Annotated in this window: 10 protein-coding genes; all 10 read left to right on the top strand. The window is 73.1% G+C overall.

The features are described from left to right. Nucleotides 1-1,714 (top strand): ATP-binding SpoIIE family protein phosphatase (locus AOK15_RS18215; protein ID WP_157870290.1); only part of this gene is annotated, 1,714 nt, incomplete at its 5' end. Nucleotides 1,715-1,879: 165 nt separating this feature from the next. Further along, nucleotides 1,880-3,493 carry a sugar ABC transporter ATP-binding protein gene (locus AOK15_RS18210; protein ID WP_079058553.1) on the top strand — a complete coding sequence of 538 codons (1,614 nt, stop codon included), beginning with the start codon at nt 1,880-1,882 and terminating at the stop codon, nt 3,491-3,493. Further along, the gene (locus AOK15_RS18205; protein ID WP_055518054.1) at nt 3,490-4,509 is read left to right on the top strand and encodes an ABC transporter permease; all 1,020 of its coding nucleotides are present in this window, start codon (nt 3,490-3,492) and stop codon (nt 4,507-4,509) included. The genes AOK15_RS18210 and AOK15_RS18205 overlap by 4 nt, the downstream gene beginning before the upstream one ends. 36 nt (nt 4,510-4,545) lie before the next feature. Next, nucleotides 4,546-5,583 (top strand): substrate-binding domain-containing protein, encoded by a 1,038-nt coding sequence (locus tag AOK15_RS18200; RefSeq protein ID WP_055518053.1) that lies wholly within the window; start codon nt 4,546-4,548, stop codon nt 5,581-5,583. A 118-nt stretch (nt 5,584-5,701) separates the two neighbouring features. Beyond that, on the top strand, nt 5,702-6,982 hold the full coding sequence (locus tag AOK15_RS18195) for a Gfo/Idh/MocA family protein (protein WP_055518051.1): 1,281 nt from the start codon (nt 5,702-5,704) through the stop codon (nt 6,980-6,982). A 14-nt stretch (nt 6,983-6,996) separates the two neighbouring features. Continuing rightward, nucleotides 6,997-8,001, top strand: coding sequence for a sugar phosphate isomerase/epimerase family protein (locus AOK15_RS18190; RefSeq protein WP_055518049.1), 1,005 nt, complete (start codon nt 6,997-6,999; stop codon nt 7,999-8,001). A 247-nt stretch (nt 8,002-8,248) separates the two neighbouring features. After that, complete coding sequence (locus tag AOK15_RS18185) at nt 8,249-10,741, top strand: PQQ-dependent sugar dehydrogenase (RefSeq protein ID WP_055518047.1); 2,493 nt, start codon at nt 8,249-8,251, stop codon at nt 10,739-10,741. A gap of 9 nt (nt 10,742-10,750) precedes the next feature. Further along, nucleotides 10,751-12,142 (top strand): ThuA domain-containing protein, encoded by a 1,392-nt coding sequence (locus AOK15_RS18180; protein ID WP_055518045.1) that lies wholly within the window; start codon nt 10,751-10,753, stop codon nt 12,140-12,142. A gap of 160 nt (nt 12,143-12,302) precedes the next feature. After that, nucleotides 12,303-13,604: an inositol-3-phosphate synthase gene (locus AOK15_RS18175; RefSeq protein WP_079058552.1), complete on the top strand. Its 1,302-nt coding sequence runs from the start codon at nt 12,303-12,305 to the stop codon at nt 13,602-13,604. Then, nucleotides 13,601-14,148 (top strand): sugar phosphate isomerase/epimerase family protein (locus tag AOK15_RS18170; protein WP_157870289.1); only part of this gene is annotated, 548 nt, incomplete at its 3' end. The genes AOK15_RS18175 and AOK15_RS18170, both read left to right, overlap by 4 nt.

Genomic DNA, 14,148 nt, shown 5'->3' with positions numbered 1-14,148 from the left:
GCAGCCCGCGCGCGGGCTGCTGATGGTGGGGGAGCCGCACGTCGGGACGTACGCCCTGGCCGCGCGCCGCCGCCTGGAGCTGCTGTCGGAGGTCGGCGCCCGCATCGGCACCACCCTCGACGTGCGCCGTACCGCCCAGGAACTCGCGGAGACGATCGTCCCGCGGCTCGCCGACCACGTCATCGTCGACCTGGCCGAACCCGTCCTGCGGGGCGAGGAGGCCCCGGACCCGCGCGCCGACCTGCGGCGCACGGTGGTCCACGGCATCAGCGACGAGCCGCCCTTCAAACCCGTGGGCAAACAGGCCGAGTACGGTCCGACCGCGCCTCAGCTGTGCTGTCTGGCCTCCGGGGAAGCGATGCTGGAGCCCGATCTGACGACCGCCGCCGACTGGCTCGCCCAGGACCCCGAGCACACCGACCGGCTGCTGCGCCACGTCCGCTCCCTCATCGCGGTGCCCCTGGTGGCACGCGGGGTCGCCCTCGGCGTCGCCACCTTCTACCGGGCCCACGACTCCGCGCCCTTCGACGACGACGACCGGCGGCTCGCCCAGGAACTCGCCCACCGGGCCGCCCTGTCCCTCGACAACGCCCGGCGCTACACCCGCGAACGCACCATGGTCCTGGCCCTCCAGCGCAGCCTCCTCCCGCACGGCGTGCCCGACCAGGACGCCGTCGAGGTCGCCCACCGCTATCTGCCCGCCGAGTCCGACGTCGGCGGCGACTGGTACGACGTCATTCCGCTCTCCGGCGCCCGCATCGGTCTCCTCGTCGGCGACGTCGTCGGCCACGGCATGTTCTCCGCCGCCACCATGGGCCGACTGCGTACGGCCGCCCGCAGCTTCGCCGAACTCGACTTCCCGCCGGACGAGGTCCTCACCCACCTCGACAACCTCGTGAACCGGCTGGACCGCGAGGACCCCGCCTCCCACGGTGCCGGCATCATCGGCGCGACCTGCCTCTACGCCGTCTACGACCCGACCACGCAGCAGTGCAGCATGGCCCGCGCCGGCCACCCGCCGCCCGCGCTGGTCCGCCCCGACGGCACCGTCTCGTTCCCCGACCTGCCCGCCGGGCCGCCGCTCGGCCTGGGTGGCCTGCCCTTCGAGGCCGTCGAGGTCCAGCTGCCCGAGGGCAGTGAACTGGTCCTCTACACCGACGGGCTCATCGAGGACCGCACCCGCGACGTCGACGTGGTCCTCGACCAGCTGAGCACCGCCCTCGCGCACGCCGAACGCACCCCGGAGGAGACCTGCCGGGCGGTCCTCGACACCGTGGCACCGGCCCATCCGGCCGACGACATCGCCGTGGTCGTGGCCCGCACCCACGCCTTCGACCCCGGCCGCATCGCCACCTGGGAGCTGCCCGCCGACCCGGCCCGCGTCAGCGAGGTCCGCGCCTGCGCCATGCGCACCCTGGCCGAGTGGGGCCTCGACGAGGCGGCCTTCGCCGCGGAGCTGATGCTCAGCGAGCTGGTCACCAACGCCATCATCCACGGCAGCGGCCCCATCCGGGTCCGGCTGCTGCGCGACCGCTGCCTGATCTGCGAGGTCTCCGACACCAGCAACACCGCCCCGCACCTGCGCCGGGCGGCCAGCACCGACGAGGGCGGCCGCGGTCTGTTCCTCGTCGCCCAGCTGGCGCAGAGCTGGGGGACGCGCTACACGCCGGAGGGCAAGGTCATCTGGGCCGCCTGCGACCTCGACGGCGTCTGAGCCATCGGGCACCGCCGGCCGGGACCCCCGCCGGCCCTCCCGAGGATCCGCTGATCCGCCAAGGGCAACACAGGGCGCCGAGATGTCAGAATTAGTGTGATACGTACGGTTACTATCGCGACGCGAGTCATGAAGAGCTCGCAAGGCCGACCCCCGGAGCTGTCCGTGCACGACGTTCACGACACCTCTGCGCAGGAGGTCCCCGCCGACGGGACGGAACCGCTGGTCCGCATCCGCGGGCTCACCAAACGGTTCGGCGGGACCCTCGCGCTGGACGGGGTCGACCTCGACGTCCATGCCGGCAGCGTCCTCGCCCTCCTCGGACCCAACGGAGCCGGGAAGTCCACCCTCATCAAGATCCTCGCCGGTGTCCACCAGGCCGACGTGGGACGGATCACCGTCGACGGACACCCCCTCGGCGGACACACCGCCACCCACCGCATGTCCTTCATCCACCAGGACCTCGGCCTGGTGGAGTGGATGACGGTCGCCGAGAACATCGCCCTGAGCAACGGGTACGCCCGCCGCGCCGGGCTGATCTCCTGGCGCCGGACCCGGGAACGCTGCACCGAGGCCCTGCGGAGCGTCGCCGGCCATCTCGATCCCGACACCACCGTGTCCCGGCTCGCCCCCGCCGAACGCTCTCTCGTCGCCGTCGCCCGCGCCCTTGCCGCACGGGCGAAGCTCATCGTGCTCGACGAGCCGACCGCCCGCCTCCCCGCCGCCGACTGCGCCCGGCTCTTCCGCGTCCTGCACTCCCTGCGCGATCGCGGCCACGGCATCCTCTACGTCAGCCACCGCCTGGACGAGGTGTACGAGGTGGCCGACACCTTCGCCGTCCTGCGCGACGGCCGCCTCGTCCGCCAGGGGCCCCTGGCGGGCCACGCCCCCGGCAGCCTCGTCCGCGACATCACCGGCGAGGAACCCGTCGGCCACCGCCCGGCCCCGGCCCGCGCCGACGGCCCGCCCGTCCTGCAGCTCGACGGCGTACGGACCGCCGGAGCCGGACCGGTCGACCTGGACCTGAGGGCGCGGGAGGCCGTGGGCCTGGTCGGGCTCTCCGGCGCCGGGCACAGGGACCTCGGCCGGGCCCTCGCGGGCGCCCGCCCCCTCCTCGGCGGACGCGCCCGGCTTGCGGGCCGCCCGTACCGTCCCCGTACGGTCCCGGAGGCGGTCGCCCTCGGGGTCGCCTTCGTGCCTGGCGACCGGCAGCGGGAGGGCTGCCTCACCGAGCTGACCGTGCGGGAGAACCTGCTGGCCAACCCCGGCGCGGCGGGCGGGGCGGCGCCACGCTGGATCCGGCCCCGCCGGGAACGCGCCGACGCCGTCGCCCTGATCGACCGGTTCTCCGTCCGGCCCCGCGACAGCGAGGCCGGCATCGCCACCCTCTCCGGCGGCAACCAGCAGAAGGCGGTCCTCGCCCGCTGGCTGCTGCGCGGCTGCCGGGTGCTGCTGCTGGACGAGCCGACCCGGGGCGTCGACGTGGGCGCCCGCGCCGAGCTGTACGCGGTGGTGCGGCGCCTCGCCGACGAGGGCCTCGCCGTGCTGCTGGTCTCCAGCGAGGTGCCCGAAGTCCTCGGCCTCGCCGACCGCGTGCTCGTGCTGCGGGAGGGCCGGGTCGTGCACACCGCGCCCGCCCGTGACCTGGACGAGCACCGCGTCCTCGACCTCGTGATGGAAGGAAGCCCCGTGGCAAGTGCAGCCAGTCCCGCCGGTGCGGCCGGCTCCGCGACCGGTGCGGCCGGCCCCGCGACCGGCGAAGGGAGGCCGGCGTCATGACGCAGCCCGTGTCCCCGCCCCGCGACGGCACCGACAAGGTGACCCCGGTCGCCGAACCGCCCGCCTGGCGCACCGTCCTCTTCCGCGCCGACGTCCGCACCCTCTCCCTCCTCGGCGTCCTCGCCGCACTGATCGTCATCGGCGGCCTCACCAAGCCCGACGAGTTCCTCGACACCCGCAACCTCCAACTCGTCCTCACCCAGGCCTCCGTGATCGGTGTCGTCACCGTCGGCATGACCTTCGTCATCACCTCCGGCGGCATCGACCTGTCGGTGGGCGCGATCGTCGCCCTGGCCTCCGTGTGGGCCACCACGGTCGCCACCCAGGAGTACGGCTTCGCCGGGATCCTCTTCACCGCGGTGATCGTCGGCGTCGGATGCGGCATGGTGAACGGACTGCTCATCGCGTACGGCGGGATGGTCCCCTTCATCGCCACCCTCGCCATGCTCGCCTCCGCCCGCGGGCTCGCCCTGCAGATCACCGACGGCAGGACCCAGATCGTCGAGGTGCAGGGCGTCCTCGACCTCGGCGAGCGCGACGCGTACGTCCTCGGCATCCCGCCCCTGGTCCTGGTCTTCGCGGTCGTGACCGTCATCGGCTGGCTCGTGCTCAACCGCACGACGTTCGGCCGGCGCACCGTCGCCGTCGGCGGCAACGCGGAGGCCGCCCGGCTCGCGGGCATCGACGTCCGCCGCCAGCGCCTCTACCTCTATCTGCTCTCCGGGCTGTGCTGCGGCATCGCGGCGTTCCTGCTGATCGTGCTGGCCGGCTCGGGCCAGAACACCAACGGCAACCTCTACGAACTCGACGCCATCGCCGCCGCGATCATCGGCGGGACCCTGCTCACCGGCGGCCGGGGCACCATCACCGGCTCCGTGCTCGGCGTCCTGATCTTCACCACGATCACCAACATCTTCGCGCTGAACAACCTCCAGAGCGACGTCCAGCAGATCGCCAAGGGCGCGATCATCGTCGCCGCGGTCCTCGTCCAGCGACGCACGGCCAGCACGACCTGACCCACCGAAGAGTCCCCACCGGAAAGGTCCACCGCCATGCCACAGTTCCCCAGCCGCAGAGGACTGCTCTTCGGGACCGCCGCCGTCTCGGCCGGCACCCTCCTCGTCGGTTGCACCAGCAACGACACCGGCGACAAGGCGGCCGCCGACAAGCAGCCCGCCGCCGACGACAAGCCCGGCAAGGAAGTGACCATCGGCTTCGCCGGCCCCCAGGCCGACCACGGCTGGCTCAACGCGATCAACGACAACGCCAAGAGCCGCGCCGAGCGGTACGAGGACGTCACCCTGGAGATCACCGAGGGCTCCAACGACACCGCCCAGCAGATCGGGCAGATCGAGACCCTCATCAACAAGAAGGTCGACGTCCTGGTGGTGCTGCCCGCCGACGGCAAGGCCCTCACCCAGGTCGGCCTCAAGGCCATGCGCGCCGGCATCCCCGTCGTCAACCTCGACCGGATCTTCAACTCCCCGCAGGCGTACCGCTGCTGGATCGGCGGCGACAACTACGGCATGGGCCTCAACGCCGGGCACTACATCGGCGAGAAGCTCAAGGACAAGTCCGACGCCCGCGTCATCGAACTCGCCGGCCTCGACAACCTGGAGCTGACCAAGCAGCGCACCCAGGGCTTCGACGACGCCCTGAAGAACTACCCCAACATCAAGAAGGTCGCCCGCCAGGCCGCCGAGTTCACCGTGGAGTCCGGGCAGGCCAAGATGGCCCAGCTCCTCCAGGCCCAGTCGAAGTTCGACGCGCTGTGGAACCACGACGACGACCAGGGCGTGGGCGCGCTGCGCGCCATCGAGCAGGCCGGACGCGACGACTTCCTCATGGTCGGCGGCGCGGGCGCCCTCTCCGCCTTCCAGGCCATCGAGAAGGACGACGGCGTCCTCAAGGCGACCGTCCTCTACCCGCCGACCATGGCGGCCTCCGCGATCGACCTCGCCCGCGCCCTCGGCCAGAGCAAGGGCATAGGCGGCCTCGCCGAGTTCGAGATCCCGTCCTCGCTGACGCTCTACTCGGCCGTCGTCGACAAGGACAACGTCGACCAGTACATGTCCACCGGCTTCAAGTGACGGCTCCCGCCGGACGGGCCCGACCGGACCGACCACCGGGAGCCGGCAGCCACGGCTCCCGGAGATCCGGGCAGGGCCCCACCCCCCACCGCGCCGCGACCACGAGGAGGACACACGCATGGGACAGCCGCAGCAGCCCGACCAGGCCGAGGCGGAGGAGGCAGGGGCCCCGGGCCCCGGCACCAGCGCCGGGACCTGGCCCGCCGGGCTCGCCGGCGGGGCCGGCAGACCGCCGCTGCGGGTCGGCATGGTCGGGTACGCGTTCATGGGGGCCGCGCACTCGCAGGGCTGGCGCACCGCGGGACGGGTCTTCGACCTGCCACTCAGCCCGGTCCTCGCCGCGGTCTGCGGACGTGACCCGGAGGCGTTGCGGGCCATGGCCGACCGGCACGGCTGGGCGACGACGGAGACGGACTGGCGGGCCCTCGTCGCCCGCGACGACATCGACCTCGTCGACATCTGCACCCCCGGCGACAGCCACGCCGAGATCGCCCTCGCCGCCCTGGCCGCGGGCAAGCACGTGCTCTGCGAGAAGCCGCTGGCCAACACCGTCGAGGAGGCGGAGGCCATGACGGCGGCGGCCGAGGAGGCCCACGCACGCGGCCAGGTGGCGATGGTCGGCTTCAACTACCGCCGGGTGCCCGCCACCGCGCTGGCCCGGCGCATGGTCGCCGAGGGGCGGCTCGGCGCCCTCCGCCACGTACGGGTGACCTACCTCCAGGACTGGCTCGTGGACCCGGAGTTCCCGCTGACCTGGCGGCTGCGCAAGGAGACGGCAGGTTCCGGGGCGCTCGGCGACCTCGGGGCGCACATCGTCGATCTCGCGCAGTACCTCGCCGGGGAGCCGGTCGTCGGGGTGTCGGCGCTGACCGAGACCTTCGTACGGGAACGCCCCCTGCCCGCCGGGGCGTCCAGCGGGCTGGCGTCGACCGGGGGCTCCGACGCGCGCGGGGCCGTCACGGTCGACGACGCCGCCCTGTTCACGGGCCGCTTCGCCTCCGGCGCGATCGCCTCCTTCGAGGCCACCCGCTTCGCCACCGGCCGCAAGAACGCCCTGTGCATCGAACTCAACGGCGAGCGCGGCTCGTTGGCCTTCGACCTGGAACGGCTCAACGAGCTCTCGTACCACGACCACACCGAGCCCGGCGCCCACGCCGGCTTCCGCCGCATCCTCGTCACCGAGTCCGACCACCCCTACCTGGACGCCTGGTGGCCGCCGGGCCACGGCCTCGGCTACGAGCACACCTTCGTCCACCAGGCACGCGACCTGATCCACGCCGTCGCGGCGGGCGAGCGGCCCGCACCGTCCTTCGCGGACGGGCTCCAGGTGCAGCGTGTGCTCGCGGCGGTCGAGGAGAGCGCCGAGAAGAACTCCGTCTACACCCCCACCGCGGTCTGAGGAGGCCCCGCACCATGCCGCGCACCTTCACGCTCTTCACCGGCCAGTGGGCCGACCTGCCCCTCGAAGAGGTCTGCCGCCTCGCCCGCGACTTCGGCTACGAGGGACTCGAACTCGCCTGCTGGGGCGACCACTTCGAGGTCGACAAGGCGCTCTCCGACCCGACGTACATCGCCTCCCGGCACCAGCTCCTGGAGAAGTACGGCCTGAAGTGCTGGGCCGTCTCCAACCACCTCGTCGGCCAGGCCGTCTGCGACGCCATCATCGACGAACGCCACCGGGCCATCCTGCCCGCCCGGATCTGGGGCGACGGCGAGCCCGAGGGCGTACGGCAGCGGGCCGCCGCCGAGATGGCCGACACCGCGCGGGCCGCGGCGGCCTTCGGCGTCGACACCGTCATCGGCTTCACCGGCTCCGCCATCTGGCACCTGGTCGCCATGTTCCCGCCCGCCCCCGAGTCGATGATCGACCGCGGCTACGAGGACTTCGCGACCCGCTGGAACCCGATCCTCGACGTCTTCGACGCCGAGGGCGTGCGGTTCGCCCACGAGGTCCACCCGAGCGAGATCGCCTACGACTACTGGACCACCCAGCGCGCCCTGGAGGCGGTCGACCACCGGCCTGCCTTCGGCCTCAACTTCGACCCCTCGCACTTCGTGTGGCAGGACCTCGACCCGGTCGGCTTCCTGTGGGACTTCCGCGACCGGATCTACCACGTCGACTGCAAGGAGGCCCGCAAGCGCCTCGACGGCCGCAACGGCCGCCTCGGCTCGCACCTGCCCTGGGGCGACCCGCGCCGCGGCTGGGACTTCGTGTCCGCCGGCCACGGCGACGTGCCGTGGGAGGACGTCTTCCGGATGCTCCGCTCGATCGGCTACCAGGGCCCGATCTCCGTCGAGTGGGAGGACGCCGGCATGGACCGGCTCCAGGGCGCCCCCGAGGCCCTCACCCGCCTCAAGGCGTTCGACTTCGAACCGCCGTCGGCCTCGTTCGACGCGGCGTTCGGCGGCAACGACTAGGCCGCGTGCGGCAGTTCGCGCCTGCCTCGCCCCCGGGCGACTGCGCGAACCGCCGGACACGGTCCACGGGCACGGCCGGGAGCCCCGCCACGGGACTCCCGGACCGGCCCCCGGCCCCGGCTCATCGGGCCGGCTGTCCGGCCGGGCCCCCACGACCCGGCCGTGTCTCCGGGGTGACGGCGCACCCCGGCGTACCGCACACACCCGTACAGCTCCGTACGACCAAGCCCCTCCTTGGAGGCCCTTCGTGCACCCGTACGACGACAACAGACACCCCACCAGCCCCTTAAGAAGCCGGAGAGTCCGCGGACCCCTGGCTCTGCTGAGCGGTCTGCTGCTCGCCGGCGCCTCGCTCTCGCTGACCTCGCCCGCCGCGGGAGCTGCCGAGGCCGCCCCGCGGGCCGCCGCGGCCGAGGACTTCCAGCAGGTCACCCTCGCCAAGGGCGAACCCGAGGTCGGCGAGCCCATGTCGCTCGCCGTGCTCCCGGACCGCTCGGTGCTGCACACCTCCCGCGACGGCGAACTGCGGCTGACCGACGCGGCCGGCAACACCCGCCTCGCCGGCAAGCTCGACGTGTACTCCCACGACGAGGAGGGCCTCCAGGGCATCGGCGTCGACCCCGGCTTCGCCGACAACCGCTTCATCTACCTGTACTACGCGCCCCCGTTGAACACCCCGTCCGGGGACGCCCCCGAGACCGGCGGCGCCGCCGACTTCGCGCCCTTCGACGGAGTCAACCGCCTCTCCCGCTTCGTCCTGAAGACGGACGGCACGCTCGACAAGGCCAGCGAGAAGAAGATCCTCGACGTGCCCGCCTCGCGCGGCATCTGCTGTCACGTCGGCGGCGACATCGACTTCGACGCGGCGGGCAACCTGTACCTGTCGACCGGCGACGACAGCAACCCGTTCCAGTCGGACGGCTTCACCCCCATCGACGAGCGCGCCAACCGCAACCCGGCCTTCGACGCGCAGCGCACCTCCGCCAACACCAACGACCTGCGCGGCAAGATCCTGCGCATCAAGGTGAACGCCGACGGCTCGTACGCCATACCCGACGGCAACCTGTTCGCGCCCGGCACCGACAGGACGCGGCCCGAGATCTACGCGATGGGCCTGCGCAACCCGTTCCGCTTCAGCGTCGACAAGAAGACCGGCATCCTCTACGTCGGCGAGTACGGCCCCGACGCGGGCGCGGCCAACCCCTCGCGCGGCCCGGCCGGCCAGGTCGAGTTCGCCCGCGTCACCAAGCCCGGCAACTTCGGCTGGCCGTACTGCACCGGCAAGAACGACGCCTACGTCGACTACGACTTCGCCACCGGTGCCTCCGGCGCTGCCTTCGACTGCGCGGCACCGAAGAACACCTCCCCCAACAACACGGGCCTGACCGAGCTGCCGCCCGCCGAGCCCGCGTGGATCCCCTACAACGGCAACTCCGTGCCGGAGTTCGGCGACGGCTCCGAGTCCCCGATGGGCGGCCCCGTCTACCACTACGACGCCTCCCTCGACTCCCCGGTGAAGTTCCCCGAGGCCTACGACGGGGACTTCTTCGCCGGTGAGTTCGGCCGCCGCTGGATCAAGCGCATCACCAGCGACGCCGACGGCACCGTGCGGTCCATCGCCGGCGTGCCGTGGACGGGCACCCAGGTGATGGACATGGCCTTCGGCCCGGACGGCGCGCTGTACGTCCTCGACTACGGCATCTCCTGGTTCGGCGGCGACGAGCACTCCGCCCTGTACCGCATCGAGAACGCCACCGACGGCCACTCGCCGGTCGCCCAGGCCGCCGCCGACCGCACCTCCGGCCAGGCGAGGCTCAAGGTCCGCTTCTCCTCCGCGGGCACCAGCGACCAGGACGGCGACGCCCTCACCTACAGCTGGGACTTCGGCGACGGCGGAACGTCCACGGCGGCGAACCCGACGCACACCTACAGGAAGAACGGCACCTACACGGCGACCGTCACCGCGAAGGACCCCTCCGGCCGCACCGGCAGCGCCGGCGTGCAGATCGTCGTCGGCAACACCGCGCCCAAGGTGACGCTGGACCTGCCGAAGGACGGGCAGCTGTTCGCCTTCGGTGAGGCCGTACCGTTCAAGGTGCGGGTCAGCGACCCGGAGGACGGCCGGACCATCGACTGCGCCAAGGTCAAGGTCACCTTCGTCCTCGGCCACGACAGCCACGGCCACCCGGTGACCTCCGCCAACGGCTGCACCGGCACCATCCAGACCAGCGCCGACGGCGGCCACGACGAGAACGCCAACATCTTCGGGGTGTTCGACGCCGAGTACACCGACGGCGGGGGCGGCGGCCAGGCCCCGCTGACCACCCACGACCGGCACGTCGTCCAGCCCAAGCACCGCCAGGCCGAGCACTACGGCGACTCCTCCGGCATCACCGTCCAGTCGAAGGCCACCGCCCACGGCGGCAAGACCGTCGGGGACATCTCGAACGGTGACTGGATCTCCTTCAAGCCGTACGTCCTGTCCGACGCCACGAAGATCACCGCGCGGATCTCCTCCGGAGGCGCGGGCGGCAAGCTGGAGGTCCGGGCGGGCTCGCCCACCGGCCGGCTGCTCGGCAGGACCACGGTGCCGGTCACCGGCGGCTGGGAGAACTTCCAGGACGTCACCGCCGACCTGACCAGGGCCCCGCGCGGCACCACCGCGCTCTACCTGGTGTTCAAGGGCAGCGGCTCCGGCGGGCTGTTCGACGTGGACGACTTCACGTTCACGACGAGGTGAGGGGCGGCCATGCGAACGAACGGACGTATGGGGACGGCCGCGATCGGCGCCGCCCTGCTGATCGGGTGCGTCTCGGGACCCGCCGTGTCCGATGAGGCGGCCGACGCCGGGACGGCACACGGCTCCGCACAGGCCCGGGTGCTGGTGTTCTCCAAGACCGCCGGCTTCCGGCACGACTCCATCCCCGAGGGCATCACCGCCGTACGGGAACTGGGCGCCGCCCATGGCTTCCGGGTCGACGCCACGGAGGACGCCGGCGCCTTCACCACCCGCAACCTCGGCCGGTACGCCGCCGTCGTCTTCTTCTCCACCACCGGCGACGTCCTGAACCCGGCCCAGCAGACCGCGTTCGAGCGGTACATCGGACGCGGCGGCGCCTACGTCGGCATCCACGCCGCCGCCGACACCGAGTACGACTGGGCGTTCTACGGCGGACTCGCGGGCGCGTACTTCCAGTCGCACCCCGCGATCCAGCCCGCGACGGTCGACGTCGAGGACCACGCCCACCCGGCCACCGCCGCACTGGGCACGACCTGGAACCGCACGGACGAGTGGTACAACTACCGCTCCAACCCTCGCGAACGGGCCCATGTCCTCGCCTCGCTCGACGAGTCGTCGTACAGCGGCGGCACCATGAACGGCGACCATCCCATCGCCTGGTGCCAGAACTACCGGGGCGGCCGCGCCTTCTACACCGGGGGCGGCCACACCAAGGAGTCCTACGCCGAACCCGCCTTCCGGCAGCACCTGCTGGGCGGGATCCGGTGGGCGATCGGCGAGGCCCAGGCCGACTGCCGCCCGGAGAACGGCTACCGCCCGCTGTTCGACGGCACCTCCCTGGACGGCTGGCGGCAGGCCGGGCCGGGCTCCTTCGAGCGAGGCGCCGACGGCACGCTCACCTCCAACGGCGGCATGGGCATGCTCTGGTACGCCGACCGCAGCTTCGGGTCGTACTCCCTGAAGCTCGACTGGAGGACGGACGGCGCCTCGGGCGACGACAACTCGGGGGTGTTCGTGGGCTTCCCGCCCTCGGACGACCCGTGGTCGGCCGTGAACAACGGCTACGAGATCCAGATCGACGCCACCGACGTACCCGAGCGGACCACCGGGTCCGTCTACGGCTTCCGCTCCGCCGACATCAGCAAGCGCGACCGCGCCCTGAACCCGCCGGGGGAGTGGAACACGTACGAGATCCGGGTGGAGGGCGAACGCCTCCGCGTCTGGCTCAACGGCGTGAAGATCAACGATTTCACCAACACCGATCCGGCCCGGAGCCTTAAGGGCGGTCACCTCGGCATCCAGAACCACGGTGCCGACGACCGGGTGTCCTTCCGTGACGTCCGGATCAAGGAACTGCCCGCGCGGACCGCCGGTACGGCGGCCCCGCCCACGGGCGACTGAACGGCGGCGGGCGGGGGACGCCGGACCTCCGCCCGCCGCCTCCTCGCCCGGCGTACCCACAGTCCGGTGCTCCCCGCGTCCGCCCGGCGCGTCCGGGTCCCCGCACCACGTGCTCGACCGTCCGGATCCCCGCACCACGTGCTCGACAAGGAGGCTGCCCATGTCCGCGTCCCCGCCCGTGTCCGTGCCGGGTCCCGCGCCGCGCGTCGGCGTCTGGCTGATCGGGGCCCGCGGTTCCGTCGCCACCACCGTCGTCGCGGGCTGTGCGGCCCTCACCGCGGACCTGCACACCCCCACGGGCATGGTCACCGAGACCCCCCTTTTCGCGGGCTCGGGCCTCCCGCCCCTCGCCTCCCTCGTCTTCGGCGGCCACGACACCACGGACTGCCCCCTGCCCAAACGCGCCGAGGCCCTCGCCGCGGGCGGCGTCCTGCCTCACGGCCTGCCCGCCGCCGTCACCGCCGAACTCGCCGCCGCCGACCACGAGATCAGGCCCGGCGGCCCCCTCCCCGGCGACACCCGGACCGCCGAGGAGCTGATCTCCGCCTTCACCGCCGACCTCCAGGACTTCGTACGACGCCGGGGCCTCACCCGCGCCGTCGTCGTGAACGTGGCCTCCACGGAACCCGCGCCCACCGGCACCGCCCCGCCCCCCAGCTCCCTCTACGCGGCGGCCGCCCTGCGCGCCGGCTGCCCCTATGTCAACTTCACCCCCTCGACGGGCCTGGACCACCCCGCCCTCGCCCCCCTGGCGGAGTCGGCGGGCGTGCCCTGGGCGGGCCGCGACGGCAAGACGGGCCAGACCCTGCTCCGGTCGGTCCTCGGCCCGATGTTCGCCCAGCGGGCGCTGACCGTCCGGGCCTGGTCCGGCACGAACCTCCTCGGCGGCGGCGACGGTGCCGCCCTCGCCGATCCGGCGGCCGCCGCCGCCAAGAACGCCGGCAAGGAACGCGTCGTGACCGACACCCTCGGCACGGCCCCCGAGGGTCAGACCCACATCGACGACGTCCCCGCCCTCGGCGACTGGAAGACCGCCTGGGACCACATCGCCTTCGACGGCTTCCTCGGCACCCGCATGGTCCTCCAGACCACCTGGCAGGGCTGCGACTCCGCGCTCGCCGCGCCCCTGGTCCTCGACCTCGCCCGCCTCCTCGCCCGCGCCCACGAAGCGGGCCTCACGGGCCCCCTGCCCGAGCTGGCCTTCTACTTCAAGGACCCGGCGGGCGAGGTTCCGGCGGCCCTGGGCGAGCAGTACGCGATGCTGGCGGCGTTCGCGGAGCGGCTGCGGACCGGAGGACGGAACCTCGCCGAGCCGGAGGACGGGCCACCGGCGGCCGGGCGCGGGCCGGGGCGGACGGCCGTGTCAGGGCCGCGCCGGCCGGGCGAGCCGGGGCCGCGCCCCTTGCGTGAACCGGGGCCCCGCCCGGTGCGGGAACCGGGGCCGCGAGGTGACGCCCGATGAGTCTCCGGACCACGCCCCTCGCCTTCGGCTACGGCACCAACGGTCTCGCCGACCTCCGGCTCGACGACGCCCTCGCCCTCCTCGCCGACCTCGGTTACGACGGTGTCGGGCTGACCCTCGACCACATGCACCTCGACCCGCTGGCCCCCGGCCTCGCGGGCCGCACCGGGAGGCTCGCACGACGGCTCGACGCCCTCGGCCTGGCCGTCACCGTGGAGACCGGCGCCCGCTACGTCCTCGACGCCCGCCGCAAACACGGGCCGACCCTGCTGGAGGCCGACCCGGACGACCGCGACCGCCGCGTCGGCCTGCTCCTGACCGCCGTACGGGTCGCCGCCGACCTGGGCGCCCACGCCGTGCACTGCTTCAGCGGCGTCACCCCGCCCGGCACCGACGAGGACACCGCCTGGAAACGTCTCCCGGACGCGCTCACCCCCGTCGTCGACGCCGCCACCGCCGCGGGCGTCCCGCTGGCCGTCGAACCCGAACCCGGTCACCTCCTCGCCACGCTCGCCGACTTCCACCGGCTGCGCGAGGCCCTCGA

This window comes from Streptomyces ossamyceticus (genome assembly GCF_001418475.1).
Taxonomy (GTDB): domain Bacteria; phylum Actinomycetota; class Actinomycetes; order Streptomycetales; family Streptomycetaceae; genus Streptomyces; species Streptomyces ossamyceticus.
The sequence above is the reverse complement of the archived record's forward strand: the minus strand, read 5'-3'. Positions and strand labels throughout refer to the sequence as shown.

Bases quoted from the DNA above. Each gene is read 5' to 3' on its own strand.
- AOK15_RS18205 (WP_055518054.1), top strand. From the start codon at position 3,490: ATGACGCAGCCCGTGTCCCCGCCCCGCGACGGCACCGACAAGGTGACC.
- AOK15_RS18200 (WP_055518053.1), top strand. From the start codon at position 4,546: ATGCCACAGTTCCCCAGCCGCAGAGGACTGCTCTTCGGGACCGCCGCC.
- AOK15_RS18195 (WP_055518051.1), top strand. From the start codon at position 5,702: ATGGGACAGCCGCAGCAGCCCGACCAGGCCGAGGCGGAGGAGGCAGGG.
- AOK15_RS18190 (WP_055518049.1), top strand. From the start codon at position 6,997: ATGCCGCGCACCTTCACGCTCTTCACCGGCCAGTGGGCCGACCTGCCC.
- AOK15_RS18180 (WP_055518045.1), top strand. From the start codon at position 10,751: ATGCGAACGAACGGACGTATGGGGACGGCCGCGATCGGCGCCGCCCTG.
- AOK15_RS18175 (WP_079058552.1), top strand. From the start codon at position 12,303: ATGTCCGCGTCCCCGCCCGTGTCCGTGCCGGGTCCCGCGCCGCGCGTC.